The organism is Microcoleus sp. S13_C3 (assembly GCF_036700905.1).
GTDB lineage: Bacteria > Cyanobacteriota > Cyanobacteriia > Cyanobacteriales > Microcoleaceae > Microcoleus.
Genome location: NZ_JAUBPT010000002.1, coordinates 1 through 16,244 on the forward strand (window position 1 = coordinate 1; position 16,244 = coordinate 16,244).

General features: G+C 45.9%; 16 protein-coding genes and 1 pseudogene. 8 read left to right on the plus strand and 9 right to left on the minus strand.

Going from position 1 to position 16,244, the window contains the following annotated elements; genetic code table 11:
- The coding region (locus QUA16_RS00590; RefSeq protein WP_333103624.1) for a helix-turn-helix domain-containing protein at positions 1-359 on the minus strand (359 nt) is incomplete at its 3' end.
- Positions 360-443: 84 nt separating this feature from the next.
- Here QUA16_RS00590 and QUA16_RS00595 point away from each other — a divergent pair.
- The 3 genes from QUA16_RS00595 (at position 444) to QUA16_RS00605 (ending at position 3,440) form a co-directional block, all read left to right on the plus strand.
- A complete protein-coding gene (locus QUA16_RS00595) occupies positions 444-770 on the plus strand; it encodes a hypothetical protein (protein WP_333106653.1) in 327 nt (108 codons plus the stop codon).
- Between the two features lie 132 nt (positions 771-902).
- Positions 903-2,219, plus strand: a complete 1,317-nt coding sequence (locus QUA16_RS00600; protein WP_333106599.1) for a homoserine dehydrogenase — start codon at positions 903-905, stop codon at positions 2,217-2,219.
- Between the two features lie 369 nt (positions 2,220-2,588).
- The gene (locus tag QUA16_RS00605) at positions 2,589-3,440 is read left to right on the plus strand and encodes a hypothetical protein (RefSeq protein ID WP_333106601.1); all 852 of its coding nucleotides are present in this window, start codon (positions 2,589-2,591) and stop codon (positions 3,438-3,440) included.
- A 17-nt stretch (positions 3,441-3,457) separates the two neighbouring features.
- On the opposite strand, the gene QUA16_RS00610 is transcribed toward QUA16_RS00605, so the two are convergent.
- The 8 genes from QUA16_RS00610 to QUA16_RS00645 all read right to left on the minus strand — a co-directional run bounded on the left by QUA16_RS00610 (position 3,458) and on the right by QUA16_RS00645 (position 11,143).
- Positions 3,458-3,856 carry a hypothetical protein gene (locus tag QUA16_RS00610; RefSeq protein WP_333106602.1) on the minus strand — a complete coding sequence of 133 codons (399 nt, stop codon included), beginning with the start codon at positions 3,854-3,856 and terminating at the stop codon, positions 3,458-3,460.
- A 195-nt stretch (positions 3,857-4,051) separates the two neighbouring features.
- Positions 4,052-4,690, minus strand: a complete 639-nt coding sequence (locus tag QUA16_RS00615) for a restriction endonuclease subunit R (RefSeq protein WP_333106603.1) — start codon at positions 4,688-4,690, stop codon at positions 4,052-4,054.
- A gap of 134 nt (positions 4,691-4,824) precedes the next feature.
- Complete coding sequence (locus QUA16_RS00620) at positions 4,825-5,709, minus strand: PhzF family phenazine biosynthesis protein (protein ID WP_333106604.1); 885 nt, start codon at positions 5,707-5,709, stop codon at positions 4,825-4,827.
- 138 nt (positions 5,710-5,847) lie between these two features.
- Complete coding sequence (locus tag QUA16_RS00625; RefSeq protein ID WP_333106605.1) at positions 5,848-7,461, minus strand: anthranilate synthase component I family protein; 1,614 nt, start codon at positions 7,459-7,461, stop codon at positions 5,848-5,850.
- A gap of 131 nt (positions 7,462-7,592) precedes the next feature.
- On the minus strand, positions 7,593-8,453 hold the full coding sequence (locus tag QUA16_RS00630; RefSeq protein ID WP_333106606.1) for a GNAT family N-acetyltransferase: 861 nt from the start codon (positions 8,451-8,453) through the stop codon (positions 7,593-7,595).
- Positions 8,454-8,499: 46 nt separating this feature from the next.
- Positions 8,500-9,534, minus strand: a complete 1,035-nt coding sequence (locus QUA16_RS00635) for an RRXRR domain-containing protein (protein WP_333106608.1) — start codon at positions 9,532-9,534, stop codon at positions 8,500-8,502.
- A gap of 383 nt (positions 9,535-9,917) precedes the next feature.
- The gene (locus tag QUA16_RS00640; protein ID WP_333106609.1) at positions 9,918-10,343 is read right to left on the minus strand and encodes a photosystem I reaction center subunit II PsaD; all 426 of its coding nucleotides are present in this window, start codon (positions 10,341-10,343) and stop codon (positions 9,918-9,920) included.
- Between the two features lie 299 nt (positions 10,344-10,642).
- Entirely contained in the window at positions 10,643-11,143 is a 501-nt protein-coding gene (locus tag QUA16_RS00645) for a peptidoglycan-binding protein (protein WP_333106610.1), read from the minus strand.
- Between the two features lie 518 nt (positions 11,144-11,661).
- On the opposite strand from QUA16_RS00645, the gene QUA16_RS00650 reads away from it, so the two are divergent.
- The 5 genes and pseudogenes from QUA16_RS00650 to QUA16_RS00665 all read left to right on the plus strand — a co-directional run bounded on the left by QUA16_RS00650 (position 11,662) and on the right by QUA16_RS00665 (position 16,027).
- Positions 11,662-12,522, plus strand: coding sequence for a sulfotransferase (locus QUA16_RS00650; RefSeq protein ID WP_333106612.1), 861 nt, complete (start codon positions 11,662-11,664; stop codon positions 12,520-12,522).
- A 61-nt stretch (positions 12,523-12,583) separates the two neighbouring features.
- Complete coding sequence (locus tag QUA16_RS00655) at positions 12,584-14,515, plus strand: Ig-like domain-containing protein (protein ID WP_333106615.1); 1,932 nt, start codon at positions 12,584-12,586, stop codon at positions 14,513-14,515.
- Between the two features lie 192 nt (positions 14,516-14,707).
- Positions 14,708-14,962 (plus strand): annotated as a pseudogene (locus tag QUA16_RS36820) (hypothetical protein); the annotation flags it as partial.
- 128 nt (positions 14,963-15,090) lie between these two features.
- Positions 15,091-15,675: a CAP family protein gene (locus QUA16_RS00660; RefSeq protein ID WP_333106618.1), complete on the plus strand. Its 585-nt coding sequence runs from the start codon at positions 15,091-15,093 to the stop codon at positions 15,673-15,675.
- Between the two features lie 61 nt (positions 15,676-15,736).
- A complete protein-coding gene (locus tag QUA16_RS00665) occupies positions 15,737-16,027 on the plus strand; it encodes a DUF4915 domain-containing protein (RefSeq protein ID WP_333106620.1) in 291 nt (96 codons plus the stop codon).
- Positions 16,028-16,244: the final 217 nt, after the last annotated feature.

The window sequence follows — 16,244 nt, forward strand, 5'->3', positions numbered from 1 at the left end:
CCGCGTTCCTGTTCTAATTTTTGAGCAAGTTGACGACTATTATATCTGCGTGGTTCATTTTTGAGACATTCTTCTAGATGAACAATGTCTGATTCTTTCCATTTGGGTTTGACCCCTCTGCCTTTGGTTGACCATAATCCTGCCAAACCCATTTTCACCCACCGATGAATTACTTCTCTAATTGTTTGCTCTCTACACTTAAAATGAGCTGCTATCTCCTCTACATAACATCCCTGGGAGTTCAATCTAATAATTTGTGCTCGATCTTTTACTTTTTGAGGTACTGTTGTTGCTGTCCTCAATTCAAATAGTGTTCGGTCTTCTTCTTCATTGAGAAATACTCTTAAACGTGCGCCCATATTTGTTGATTTTGTAAATCAAATCTTGAGTGTTTACTTATCTTAACATGATTTGGTTTTTTTACGCCTACCTACTTAATTGATATCCCTGAATATTGGATTGTAGACCCCAATCAACCGAAAATACGAGTGTGTAGCCGTCCAGAAAATGAAGGCAGTTACTCTCACCAGGAATTTTTGCCGGGACAGCAAGTTCAGTCTGTACAGTTCGCTGAATTTATTTTATCGGTGAATCAAGTGCTATCTCCGCCGCTAGTAGAAGATTTAATTCGAGAAGAAGAAGCACAGCGACAGCAGCTAGAACAGCAAAATCGGCAGCTAGAACAGCAAGTTAATGCAGAACGCCAGCGGGCCGAAAGATTGACCCAGCGACTCCGAGAAATGGGGGTAGACATGGATTTAGAACTGTGAATTGTCATCTCAAATTAGATCCCCGACTTATTAAAGAAGTCGGGGATCTGGATATTGAGCTTACTTAAATGACAAATTGCTTGATTAGCATACAATGATTGTAGGTTAATTGAGTTTCTACGGGTCAAAGTCGTGGCTTTCAAAATTGGTTTGTTAGGTTTGGGTACAGTTGGCGCGGGAACAGCAGAGATTTTGCTCTCCCCAGATGGCCGCCATCCGCTGTTGCAGGAATTGGAAATCTATCGGGTGGGAGTGCGCGATATTTCTCGAACTCGGTCTTTACAATTGCCAGAAAATGTGCTGACAACTGACCTAGAAGCGATCGCAACTGACCCGGAAATTGATATTGTAGTAGAACTGATTGGCGGATTGGAACCGGCGCGATCGCTCATTCTGCAAGCTATTGCCAGCGGCAAGCACGTCGTCACTGCCAACAAAGCAGTTATCGCCCGCTACGGTAATGAAATCTTCGAGGCCGCCAACAAAAAAGGCGTTTACGTAATGCTAGAAGCTGCTGTCGGCGGCGGCATTCCAGTCATTCAAAGCCTCAAACAATCTTTAGGTGCAAACCGCATTCAAACTGTCACCGGCATCGTCAACGGCACCACTAATTACATCCTGACGCGGATGCAAACAGAAGGCGCAGACTTTGCCGAAGTGCTCGCCGACGCTCAGCAATTAGGTTATGCTGAAGCTGACCCCACAGCAGATGTAGATGGATTAGATGCTGCCGATAAAATTGCTATTTTAGCCTCGCTAGCTTTTGGCGGACGCATCAAATTAGCAGATGTTCACTGCGAAGGTATCAGAAAAGTTAGTGCGGCTGATATTGACTACGCCGACAAGCTGGGATTTGTGATTAAATTGTTGGCTATTGCTCAAGAAACCTCCCGCTACAATGGCAAGCAAGCGGAGGCAGAAAGCGAACTGCTGTCAATTCGAGTTCATCCTACTTTTGTGCCGAAAACTCATCCGCTGGCGAGTGTCAACGGGGTTTACAATGCAATTTTAGTCGAAGGAGAGCCGATCGGGCAATTGATGCTGTACGGGCGCGGCGCCGGTGCAGGCCCCACAGCTAGCGCCGTAGTATCCGACATTATGAATGTGGCGGCCATCCTGAAAACCGAAACTGTTCCGATTCCCCATCCTTTGCTTAGTTGCAGTCACCAACACTACTGCAAAATTGCTCCGATGCAGGAACTTGTTACTCGCTTTTACGCCCGTTTTCTGACGGGCGATACTCCGGGGGTAATTGGCCAACTCGGCACTTGTTTCGGCAACCACAAAGTTAGTTTGGAATCAGTTGTGCAGACGGGAATTCACGGCGATTTAGCAGAAATAGTCGTCGTGACTCACGATGTTAGGGAAGGGAATTTTCAACAAGCACTCGATGAAATTCGCGCGATGGAAGCAGTCGATAGTATTGCTAGCACGTTGCGAGTTTTGTAAAAGTGATTTGCTAGGGGCGGGTTTTACATAGAATATTTGCTAATAATTGATAATCTATAAAACCCGCCCAACCCAAGCATAAATCAGAATGTACCGAGTGCTTGTAGGGGCGGGTTCACAAAGAATAATTGCCTGAAACAAACAATCGAGAAAACCCGCCCGAACCGAACCATAAATCATCATGTACATTTTTCGATGCGATGCAAATTTCGGGTTGACGTAGGTTATCGGTGGTGGGGGGCGGGTTTATCTAGATTGTCGGTAATCGTTAGATATGGTTGGTGAACCCGCCCCTACCAAATCTGGGTAAAGGTATTTTGCAAAAATACCGGGTTTTCCCCCCACAACCAGTTAAAAATGAGATTTGGGATGAAAATAACAAAAGCAGATTTTGTCGATCGCAAAACGGGAAGGCATTTGCTAGATTCCCTGTATGAAAAGTTTGCCAAACCCCAACTGCACGATACTTTTAAACCCAATAATCCTTCAATTTACATTCGGCACGGGGAAGGGCAAGTTATTGATGGAAATTATATCATAGAAAAAGTGTTTGAAGACTCTCGCACGGGTTTTTATGCTGAAAGTCGCGTTCCCATTTCTGGCAATAACCCACCTGTTTTAGTGATTCGCGGCTACGGTTCTTGGTATCCTTTCGATCGCGTTTTGGAAGATACGCCCGATGTATTTATGGCAAAACTAGAACGCCAGTTAAAATCGGCGCAAACTGTAGGTGCTATTGATTGGATAAAGCAGCAATTTCACAGCGGAAATCCGCCAGATGTCATCGGAGAAAGTTTGGGCGGCAAAGTTGCTCAGCAAATAGCAGCAAAATACCCGGATTATATTAGATCCACTGTAATTTTTAATTCTTTGGGCGTTTCGGAAAAGTTAGCTAAAACTTCCACGGCTAACAATGTTTTTCACTACTTTACTTTAGGCGAAAGGTATGCTTTCTGGGCAAATGAAGGCGATTATATACCGGGAACGATTTTTGTGATTTCCCCCAAAGGCAACAACTGTTGTTATAAAATCGAAGAGGCGATCGTCCGAATGGCGCGTTTTGAAGGCAAGTTTCTCAAAAGGCGCGCGATTGTGGCAATATTGGCTCAGTGGCTTTTGCTAAACAGACACAATGCGATCGTCCTGAACAAACGGCGGCCAGTAGTCGTTGAGATCGATCGCACTCAATTGCAAATTTTCCGAAAAAAGCGCTTTGTTTAAACTCAGACAGAATTGCTTCAGGCCGCAGATGGCTGATTTTCCCGCGCTGCGACGGCGAGAAGCAGACAAAGTGCTGCGATCGCTTTTTCCCATTCTTGCTTTACAGCGGTGGGTTGAACCTCATCAAAGGCGCTAACTAAACGAGGAATCGCTCGTTCTAATGCCTGTCTGGGAATTGATTTGTGCAATTCAACTAAACGAGTTAAACTTTCTTGATTCTTCAAAAAACCGATTACCCATTTCGTAGTATGCTCGGGACTCTCAGGGACGTTTTTAATTCCTAGTTCTGTTTGCAACCAGTCGTAAAAACGCGGCAGCTTTTGAGCTAAAACAGTTCCAGCCGCGGGCAAAGTTTCTTTGAGCAAACCACTATCCAGACTTCCCAAGACTTGATTGAATTCAGGTGAATCTAGCAAGCTGGTTAATGGCAGTGAAAGCAGCGTTTCTGAAGCGTCAGGGGATACATTTAAAGTCCGCGAAAATGTTTGCAGCCTTGGAAAGTCTCTGGTAGGGATGACTTTTTTAGCCTAACAATCGCGCGAATCAAGGAATATGAGCTACCTCATACAATTCTAGGATTTACTGAACTTACCATGTGAATTAATCTTTTTTTAGGTGTAATATTTCACAATTTGAGCGATTCGCTTCATAATTTTGAGTACATTGTACAATTCATTCCCTCGATCGCGCAAATCAAAGGAATTAGATAAACCGTACTGCGGTGTACCTTGATACGTCATTTTAATGAACTGAAAATTCCTGCCGTTGCTTAGCATTCCAAAGGACGCCATGCTAGGATTAGGATTAGCCAGCAGATAAGCTAATATTTGCGCTAATCCTGTTTCTATGGAAATTTGAGCGCTTTTTGACTCGATAACCATTACCCAAAACTGCTGTTTTAAAACCAGGACATCCATCCTACCTCTGATAATTGTCTCGTCTTCGTCTTCAAAGAAAATTTCTACTTCAGGTTCAGCTTTGATATGAAAGGGAGGTAAATAGAAACCTGCAAAATGTAGTAAGGGAGATAATACTACCATTTTGACGGTAGTTTCTAGCATTGGAGGATACTCGACTAAGTTGAAATAGCTAGCTTTCACTTGATCGAGAAATTGTTTTTCAAATTCGCTGATTTCGGGTAATTCGTCAATCCATTCACGAAAAAATTGGTCGTCATCAACGAGTTGGATATTAAATTTTTCCCTTAAGTAGGAGAGAGTAACTTCTCTAGCTTGGATTGTTGCCGTCATAGTTTTTGATGATTATTCCTAATCTTAACTACATTATACAACATACAATTCATTTCCTCGATCGCCCAAATCTAATTTCAACCGGGCTGTACATATCTGCGTGCATCTGCGGTAAAAAAAAATCCCTTAAATATTTACACAAATTCTCCCTTAGCAACCATCACCACCTTACCCCCAACCAAAACAGCTATTTCTCCTTCATTTTGGGCTGCTTGTAATAACAGCAAAGAAGGTCGATCGATTTCATAACCCTGCTCTACTCTCACATCAATCTTTGCTTCCCCATAATAAGCATATTCTACCAAATATCCAGCCAAACAGCCGTTAGCACTGCCAGTCGCCGGATCTTCGGGAATTCCTAATGAATGGGCAAAAACTCGCACGCTTAAATCATTAATGCCGCTGTAAGTTTCTGGGCAAAATATCAAAATTTCTTTTGCTGCCATTGTATCAACTAGCTCAAAGTATTTATCTAAGTTGACTTGAGCTTTTTTGAGCGATGCGAGAGTTTTTAATGGGACAATTATAAATGGCACTCCCGTCGAAACTTCTTGAATTGGGAATCTCGAATCAATTTCATCGGGTTCTAAATTCAGAACATTTGCCAGACTTTCGGCTGATAAAACTTGACCAAAACTAGGCGGGTTTTGTCGCATCCACAAAATATCTGCCGCTTCATTGTGATAATTAAAAGTAACGGGAATTTGACCGACGGCTAGATTGAGAATTACTCGATCGACCTTTTCGCGAATAATCTCTTGCTGCAACACAAACGCAGTGCCCAAAGTCGGATGACCGGCAAAGGGCAATTCCTTCTTGGGCGTGAATATCCGCACGTCATAGCCGCCATCTCGCGGATCGGGCGATCGAATAAACGTAGTTTCTGAATAATTGATTTCCCGCGCTATCAGCAGCATTTGAGCCTCAGATAGTTCGGCAACTCCTGCACCGCAAAATACAGCTAGTTGATTGCCAGCATATTTTGACTCCGCAAACACGTCAACTATATAAAAATTCATAATTATGCCTTTGATAAAAGTTGATCGAGCACTGATATTTTCTTGTTACCAGGCTCTGCCTGGTAACACAGATCCAGAGGCTCCGCCTCACTATTTTCCAGAGGCTCCGCCTCACTATTTTCCAGAGGCTCCGCCTCACTATTTCAAACAGCGAATTGCCTCCAACATTCCCCTGGCTTTATTCAGCGTTTCTTCGTACTCCATATCCGGGTTAGAATCAGCCACCAAACCAGCACCTGCTTGCACAGAAACCGAATGTTTATCGCCTCCTTGAGAGCGAACAACCATAGTCCGAATCGCGATCGCACTATTCAACTGCCCCTCAAAATCATAATACCCGTAAACCCCAGAATACGGCCCCCGGCGACAACCTTCCAACTCGTGCACAATCTCCATCGCCCGAATCTTCGGAGCACCGCTAACCGTACCCGCAGGAAAACCAGCTTTCAACAAATCCCAAGCTGTCTTATCCTGGGCCAATTCTCCCACCACATTGCTCACAATGTGCATGACGTGAGAATAACGCTCAATTTCCATTAACTCGTCAACTTTTACAGTACCGTTTCGGCAAACTCTTCCTAAATCGTTCCTACCCAAATCAACTAACATGACGTGTTCCGCAATTTCCTTCGGATCTTGCAGCAATTCAGCAGCCAAAGCATCATCTTCTTGAGGAGTTTTACCCCGGCGGCGAGTGCCGGCAATCGGTCGCAAAGTTGCTATCTTTTTGCCATCAGCAGTGTTTTCCGCCTTCACCATAATTTCGGGACTCGAACCGATAATCTGCCAATCTCTGAAATGAAAATAAGCCATGTAGGGAGAAGGATTAATCAGACGCAAAGAACGGTAAAGTGCAAAAGAATCGCCACTGTATTCAGCCTCTAGTCGCTGCGAAATAACTACTTGAAAAATATCTCCGGCTTTGATATAATCCTTCGCCTTTAAAACATTGGCACAATACTTTTCACGGGTAATATTGCTCGTGTAAGCCAATTCTGTATTTCCCGTTGTGGAACGGGCATCTTGCCCGTCCTTATCTCTTGTGGAACGGGCATCTTGCCCGTCCTTATCTCTTGTGGAACGGGCATCTTGCCCGTTATTGGGAGGTGTCCATTCTATGAGAGTAGATTGCCGGGAAAGCGGCGATTGCAGCTTCTGAACTAACTTACCAACGCGATCGCACGCTTGCTGATAAGCATCGGCCAAATCAACGCCAACCTCCCGCAAATCCGCATAGGCGACGGCCCAAATTTTCCGCTTCACCTGGTCGAAAATCAGCAAATTATCCACCTGCATCCACAATCCATCCGGCAAATCATTCTCGCTGGCTGGATGCACGGGAACTCGCGGTTCTATCCACTTAATTAACTCGTAACCCCAAAAACCGAATAGCCCGCCAATTCCCGGCGGTAACTGCGGCAATTTCACCGGTTGATAAGACTCCAAACATTCCGTTAAAGCTACAAACGGATCGCCCGTAAATACTTTTTCGGAACCGTCACGGTAAACTTGAGTTGTGCGAGATCCCCTTGCCTCCAAAATCCACAACGGATCGCACCCTAAGAAACTATAACGCCCAAGTTTTTCCCCACCTTCCACCGACTCCAGCAGAAAACTGTAAGGTTGACCCGCACAAACCCGATACCACGCAGACACCGGCGTATCCAAATCAGCAACCCATTCTTGATACACGGGTACAAAATTGCCTTGTTTCGCCAGTTCCGAGAATTGTGAGAAATCGGGGAATATCATATATATCAGAAGGAATAAGGAAGTTCGGCAACGGATTCTGTAACGGATGTAACGGATGTAACGGATGTCAGGAAGAAGGAAAATGCAATCCTAGGATTTCAGCGATTAAAAGCGTCCTAACCGTCTTGGGCTCAATAGACAAAAGACGGAAAGCAACAGCCATGAGGCTGCTGGTACTCGCCAACTGCCATCACCGCCATCGGTTTGAGCGCGCGCAGCCCCTCTTGCAAACACCAGCGAAACAAACTTGCGTAACGCACCGGCAAGTGGAAAGAAACCTGTGCTTCGGAGTTCGACGCGGCTGCCCCCAACAGTAAAGCCTGCATATCCGCCTCAGTTTCTGCGACGCTGTGGCTCAAAGCCGACACCGCACAAGTATAAGCCACAATCCGACCTTCTTTGCAAGCAACCCAAGGAGAAAAGAAATTCATGGCGTACTCAATATCGCTAGTTCGATCGCACCTGTATAATTTCTTGCACAAAGCCGTACATTCACCAACATCCTCACTAGCCATCGGGCGCACCTCAAACCCATGCGGAGGCTGGCTGCGAAACTTCCCTGCCATTAACACGAAAGGTTCCTTCACCTCAAAACCCAAAGAAGCGTACAGCGACAGCGAGGCCATATTAAAAGATTCCTGAACCAAACGGATGCCCACAGCGTCCTGTCCCCGTTCCAGCAAAGCTTTCATGATTTCCCGTCCCGTGCCCCGGCCTTGAAAAGTTCGATCGACACTGACGGGGCCGATACCGCGAATCGGGTTGCGTTCGTCCATAAACCCGCAGCCGACAACCGCACCGGAGCTCTCGGCTACTATGCCAAAAAATACCGGACTTTCGATCGCAAGACCAATAATTTCAGTTGAAAACTCCAGCGTCGGAAAATCTGTAGGGAATTGATGGCGATCGGAAATATCTTTAAAAGCTTCATAATTAATGCGAGCGCAAACATCGATATCAGAAGGCTGCGCTCGCCTGATTGCGACATTCATCAGAAAAATGGGTAGAAACCCCGTCCTTCTAGGACGGCTTTACAATTTAATTTGCAATGCGCCACGAGTTGTAGGACAAAAACTTACAATCTGCGGGCGATGCGTTTTGAGTTAGACGCTTGCCTGTTTTTAAATCGTGCAAGCTAATTGTTTTCCGGTACGGGTCTTTCTTCGTTGGAGATTCTTGCCAACCGCCAACGTAACAAAATCCGTATTTAGGGTGCTTGACGACTGAACCGCGCTTAAACCCCACACTCAAAGTGCCGCCATAACGGGGGCGAATATGACCTGTGGAATGCTGCAAGCGATGGAGTTGTCTGCGATGAAACTCAAGAGAGATTACTTCTATTAGCTTGGTATTGTCGGGTTGAGTATGCCCGCCCACGTACCAATTAGCCAATACCCAAGAATCAACGCAGTGAGCCTCAAACTTGTTTGATAGCTTCTGTTTTGATTTTTTAAGTCCAAGTTCTTGACGCAGGTTGTAAGTATCATTGCCCGATTTAATCTCAAGATGGGCAATCTTTCTAAGCTCAGAATAAAACCAGTGCTTGCCAACCTCTAAAGGACTAAACGATACGTTCCACTTACGTCCGTTTTTCCACGTTCGCGCTTTGATGTCCTCCACAACAAATGTTGATATCGGAAACATCAACGTTAGCCAGTTAACTATCCTTAACTTCCACTGCCATCTCGCCTTAGTAGATGGAGGGAGCCGATTTTTGTTAACCAACCTGTTAGCTCGGTTTTGACGGCACGGTGTGTTCCGAAACCGCCGAGCACGTCGCATATTTCGCATTACTTCAACATGGTCTTTTACCCAATCAATTGCATGGGTCTGGATGTTTAAGTAGGTATGCGATTTGGATTTAATGGTAAATCCTTCGCGTTTGCTACCTGGATCGATGCCAACCGCTATGGGTTGATAGTTGTGGCTTGAAGGTTCTATATTCAATCGAACACAAAATACCCCCTTTTTCCAGAATGGTGTTGCCTTACCTGACTTAATCCAACGCTTAGCGCGGCTTGAGGTAGTCGGCATTAACGGTCTATTTTCACTGTTTACAACGGGTACAAACATTTACGGTAAGTCCTATCTCTAGGTATATATTTCCCTTCGCCACTGGCACATCCGAGCGGTTAAAAACTAGGGAGGCATTCTTAACGTCTGGTGGGGTACCACTCCCAGATGGCTCAGTTTGTCTTAAAGACGCAGGCTAGACACTGTTTTAGTCTTGAATTAAGAAGACGGTGAATCTTCCTTTTTCAAGCCCCATGCCTTTAGGCTGGGGTTAGTGACTATTTAATTTAACGATTAACTTTTAATAAGATTTGAAGTTTGCAGTAGTATTTTGGCGCTGCGGGCTTAGCCTCCCGCGCCAGAATACTACTGCAATAACAAGTTTACAAGCTGAGCCTTACAGGGAATATTACCTATGTTTTGCTCAGCCATGCACTCATCGTCTAAGGATCGAAAGTCTTCTTACCTGTGAACTTGAGCGTAGCCGGATTTGGATTGCTGCCAATATTGCGGTCAATCTTACCGTTGTAGGGACGACCTTCGTTCACCTTCTCAGGGAACACGCCATCCTTGGGATGCAGGTACTCAGTAGTACCGTCTGGAAACACGCGGTAAATTTTGTAGTTGGTGATTTTGAATTTAGCGCGCAGTTGCTGGCCGCCCAAAGCGATGCACTGCTCCTTCCGGGGCAGATGCAGCAAGTTGTCGCCTTGACGCATAATCGCAGCGCCACCCGTAGGCATTTCAAACACCTGCTCCTTGGGGCTAGTCCAAGTGATAGCGTACTTCTCTTCAACTAGCGCCTTGGTCAGCAAGCCGCCTGTGCTGCCGCCGAAGATTGGGGGTTGTCCAGTAAGTTGTTCGGCCATAGATATATCCAAAGGATTTTTACGGCATCGTATCATCGAGACTGCACGCTGTTCTCTAAATTGTAAGGAAAGTTAACAGTTTTTGGGCGATCGATCTTTTCTGATAATTGATAATTAGTAATTAATAATGGATAATTGGTAATTTTCACGAAAGTTAGAAAACAAAATTAGGGCGCACGAATTCCGAAAAAATCATCAAAAAAAAACAGCAATTATTCTGGTGCTTGTGGGGCACCAGAATAATCGCACATTCCCCCAAATTACCCCCACACACGATCGCACAATTTACCGCGTCAACCCTAAGTCAAGAACGAATTAGGGTCATAGCCGCGCGGAATTTGGCTCAAAGCAGTCCAAGTTTCCTGATTGACAATCCCGTCAGCCTCAATCCCAAAGCTTTTTTGAAATGCGCGAACAGCTTTGTCCGTCAAAGTAGAAAAGTCGCCGTCAACTTTACCGCCATAATGCTGGGAAATTTTGAGAACTTCCTGAACAGTAGCGACTGCTTGCCCAGAACTGCCCAATCTGAGTACCGGCATATTAAGTGGAGCTCCAGTATAAAGCGCCTGCCAAGTGAGCGGCCCGACAATGCCGTCGGGCGACAAGAAAACCCGAAACTGAAACAGCTTCACAGAAAATTCAACTGCTTTGTTAAAAATTCCTTTAGCAGGCTGGCGGTAAAGGTGCAACTTGGTTAGCAGTTGTTCGAGTTCCAATACCGCTTTACCTTGAGAACCTAATTGTAGTTGTGGCTTTTTGGCCATAGGTTGAGTAGATTTCATCTGGGTTGTAGGTGACATAATCGATTTTCCTAAATTCTCAGTTGAAATATTCTTGTTGCAAAAATCGTTTTCCGGGCAAAAAATTTTTAGATAATTAGGTGGAAATAAATCTCACGAAGCCAGGGCGCGTGGGTGAAACTGCTTTCTTCGCGGGCGTATATTCTCAACCTTACTCAACTTTTGCAATCTGGCCTGATACACAAGTGTTGAATCTTGTTACAAAATTTTACGTCGTGTTCTCGGAAGGCGCGTATTTCGGCTATAGCCAATGGCAATGGGAATGATTGCGATCGCGATCGCAATCATTCCCATTGCTTTTTCAGTTTTGCGTTTTATTTATATTAAGTTTTGCGTTTTTTATATTAAGTTCTGCGTTTTTTATATTAAGTTCTGCGTTTTTTATATTAAGTTCTGCATTTTTATATTAAGTTCTGCATTTTTCTACTTAAAAGTTTTAAACTAGAGTATGCTTAATTTGTAAATAACGTAATAAAGGACCTAAGACCATTATATCGCGTCTTTAGTAACTGAAAAATATGCCTAAAGGAATAAAATCTCCCAAAATCCACTTTATTTCAGGGCTGCCTCGTTCGGGTTCTACCTTACTCGGAGCCTTACTGCGACAAAACCCCCGGTTTCACGCCAGTATGTCTAGCCCTGTCGGGAGTCTGGTGAATCGAATGCTGGAAGCGATGAGCGAAGACAATGAGTTCTCGGTTTTTATCACCCCTGAGCAAAAACGGGCATTGACGTTAGCGATATTTTCAACGTTCTACGAGTCGCAAGCAGATAAAGAAGTCATCTTTGATACGAATCGGTTGTGGTGTAGCAAGTTGTCTTTAATTCAAGAGCTATTTCCCACCTCAAAGGTGATTTGCTGCGTGCGGAATGTGGCTTGGATTATGGACAGCATCGAACGGCTGGTGAGAAAAAATTCCTTTGATGTTTCCCGCTTATTTAATAACCCCAACGAACGCGCCACTGTTTACACCCGGACTGAAACCTTAAGTCAGGGGAGTAGGTTAGTAGGATTTGCTTACAACGCCCTCAAGGAGGCTTTTTATAGCGAATACAGTTCGCGGTTATTGTTGGTTGACTACGACTTACTGGCACAAAAACCGGATAAGGTTTTGCATTTAATTTATCAATTTCTGGAGGAGGAAGCGTTCAATCATGATTTTGAAAATGTCCAATATGATGCACCAGAATTTGACGACAGACTCAACCTGAAAGGGCTGCACACAGTCCGTTCCAAAGTCGAGTTGCGATCGCGCCAAACGATTTTACCGCCAGATTTATTTACGCAGTTTAATCAGTTGTCTTTTTGGACAAATCCTAGCAATAGTTTGGCGAATTTGATTGTTGCCCAGCCCATAGAGGCAACGGTTAAATCTTAGTTTCTCTTTTTAAGGGACAAAAGTTTCACTCACTCAAACAACACAACAGGAAAAAAATCAAATGACAAACTTCACCGTTAACCAAACTACTGATGACGGCACTGGCTTAACCGCAGGCACTCTCAGTTATGCAATTCTCCAAGCGAACCAACTCGCAGGGGATGACACCATTACCATCAACAATGATGTCCGTGTCACAGGGGTAGTGCAAACTTTGGTGAACAGCAACATTACGATTGTGGGTAACAACCACAGCATCAGCGGCGATGTCAATAATAACGGCATCAACGACAACGGCGACGTGCGCCCCTTATTCATTCTGTCGGGAACCGTTGGAATTTCTAACTTGACCATCACCAACGGACGGGCTAAAGGCGGAAATGGTGGCGGCGGCGGTGCTGGTATGGGCGGCGGTTTGTTCATCTATGATGGCAGTGTCTCCTTAAACAATGTCGCTTTTAGTAATAACGCAGCACAAGGCGGCAACGGCGGCGGCGGCTACAGCGGCGGTGGCGGACTATTTGGTTCTAACGGCGGCTACGGCGGCGGTGGATTGTTTGGTTCGAGCAACGGCAACAATGGCGGCTATGGTGGTAATGGCAATTACGGCGGCAGCAGCAACGGGGGTTTCGGTGGCGGGGGCAACGGCGGCGGCGGCAACAGCGGCGGTTTCGGCGGTGGCGGCGGATTTAGCAGTGGCGGCGGCGGCTTCGGCGGCGGCGGGGGCAACGGCGCGTACAGCTTCGGCGGCGGCAACGGCGGCTACGGCGGTGGCGGCGGCGGCGGCGTGTACGGCAACGGCGGCAGCGGCGGCTTCGGCGGCGGCGGGGGCAGCGGCGGCACCGGCGGCTTCGGCGGCGGCGGTGCTGGATTGGGGGGTGGCATCTTTGTCCGCAGTGGTTCTCTAACTCTCAACAACACTAGCTTTACCAACAACACGGTGACAGGCGGTACAGGTGCTAACTCAGGTCAAGGCGTGGGTGGGGCGATTTTCATCATGCAGTCCCTCACCAATACCAACGGCAACAACCAGGAAATGCCTACCGTTCTGCCTACCGTCAATTCTGTAGGTAATCTTACCTTCAGCGGCAACAGTGCGGCAGACGATGCAGGAACAGCGACCAATAACGATAATGTCTACGGCACGATTAACGTTACTGCAAGCAACCAACCCCCCCTCGCTAACCCCGACAGTGCCACCACTGCCAAAAATAATGCCGTGACCATCTCGGCAAGTACCCTGTTAGCCAACGATACCGATCCCGACAGCAACCCCCTCAGCATCACTGGTGTCAGTGGTGTTAGTAACGGTACTGCCGTCCTCAACAATAACGGCACAGCCAGCAACACGGCAGATGACTTTATTGTCTTTACCCCAACTACTGGATTCAGTGGTAATGGCAGCTTTGACTACACCCTCAGCGATGGCAGCCTCACCGATACTGCTACGGTGACTGTGGCTGTTGGTGACAACATTGTCGGCGGTAATGGTGCTGATAGCCTGACTGGCACAGCAGGCAATGACTACATTGACGGAGGCAATAGCGCTGACACCCTCAACGGCTTGTCCGGTAATGACACTCTTGTCGGCGGCACTGGCGGGGATATCCTCAATGGTGGCGACGGCAATGACCTCCTGCTAGGGGAAGACAGCGATAACAGTGGCGGTGGCAAAGACATCCTCAATGGCGGTGCTGGTAATGACATCCTCAATGGCGGTAACGGAGTAGATAACCTAACTGGCGGTACTGGTAACGACATCTTAACTGGTGGCAATGGTTCTGATACTTTCATCTTCGCCGCCAATGACGGCACCGATACCATCACCGATTTTAGTGGAGGAGATGTCATTGGCTTGTCCGGCGGTTTAACCTTTAGTCAACTGTCTTTCTCTGGCAGCAACATCTTTGTTACCAGCAGCAATAAACTCCTGGCAACGCTGACGGGTATTAATACCACTACCCTCACGGCTGCTAATTTCATGGCGATTTAGGATTACAACCCTTTTGGGTGATTGGTGATGCGATCGCGTTTGAGAGCAAAAGAAAACGCGATCGCACTTTCGTCCATAAAGCGTATTTAATCAAACGCGCTGAAAACAACACAACAGGAAAAAATCAAATGACAAACTTCACCCGCAGGTAATGGTAAAGATTTACTTGTTGGCGGTGCGGGTAACGATTTCCTCAACGGTGGCAAGGGAGATGATAACTTGAGTGGCGGGACTGCTAGCGATATCTTTGTGTTGCATAAAGCCGCAGGGCGGGAAACGATTACCGACTTTAGTTTACGTCAGAGCGATAAAATCGGCTTGTCTGGTTTGAGTTTCAATCAATTGTCCTTCTCTGGCAATCAGATTAGCTTAGGCAATCAAACTCTAGCGGTGCTGACTAGGTTTGATACTACAACGCTGAGACAAAATAACTTGATCTCTGTTTAAGAATATTGGGTGGGCAAATGTTTGCCCACTCTACAAAGTGGTTAGTTGCATCGACCTGCACCTTTGATGCCTAGACCTGTACCTTTGATGCCTAGACCTACAAAAGTTAACTCAAAAAATACAAAACCATGAAGAAATTCTTTTCAACTCTAACCTTGACAACAGCTACAGCTTTAACCATTGCGCTAACAGGAGGAGCAATAAGCAGTGACTCCGTTCTAGGACAGACATCTATTGACTTAGCGACGTTACGTAGCGCTGCTGTGTCTAAACACAACACTTATCGAGCCACACATAAAAGCCCGAACATCACCATCAGTGATTCCCTAAATAGCAGCGCTCAAGCTTGGGCTGAGAACATTGCCAGTAGTGGACAGTTGCAACATAGTACCAATCGCAACAATGTAGGAGAAAACATCTACGCTTCTTACACTACACAGACTTCGATAGACCCAACTACCCTTGCTAACGCAGCAGTTTCAGACTGGTACAGCGAAGTTAAGAATTATAACTACGCCAGTCCAGGGTTTTCTAGCAATACCGGGCATTTTACTCAGGTAGTCTGGAAAGGCAGTACGCAATTAGGCTGTGGTGCAGCACAAGGCACTGCAACGATGAATGGTACTAAATATAACGCCTTCTATGTGGTCTGTCAGTACGCTGCTGCTGGTAATATGCAAGGGCAGTTTCCTGATAACGTGCTGCAACCGTAGAACTTTATCAAGTTTAAATTCATGGGTAAGCAAGTTCTAGTTTTTGCTTTGCAGTAACCCCATGTCACCTTTAACTGTGTCCAATTTAGAGATTACCTGCTCACCGGACTTTGTACCTTGGCTGCAAACCCAGTTTGTAAGCCTTGCCTTCACTACCTATCAAACAAATCGCTTGTTTTTTATCGGCTGTAATCAGCAAGGTAGAGTCGCAGCACACGAGCGGTTATTTGACAAACCAATGGGGATGTATGGGATAAATAACAGTCTGTTTGTTAGCACGCGTTATCAAATTTGGCGTTTTGATAATTGTCTGGCACCAGAGGAGATTTATCAACAAAGCGATCGTCTTTGAGCACCGGAATGATATAGAGGACACGGCTTGGTCTAAGTCCCTACCGCGATTAATTGTAGGGACTTAGGCTCTCGCGGTCTCGAAAGCTGTGGGTAATATTAATTCCGATGCTTGAAGATATCGGAATTAATCTAACAAAATTTCCCCCAATCCTGCTGATATTTATCTCAAATTCAGTGACAGATAAGCTATCAAACTTGTCTAAATTTGGCTGTCA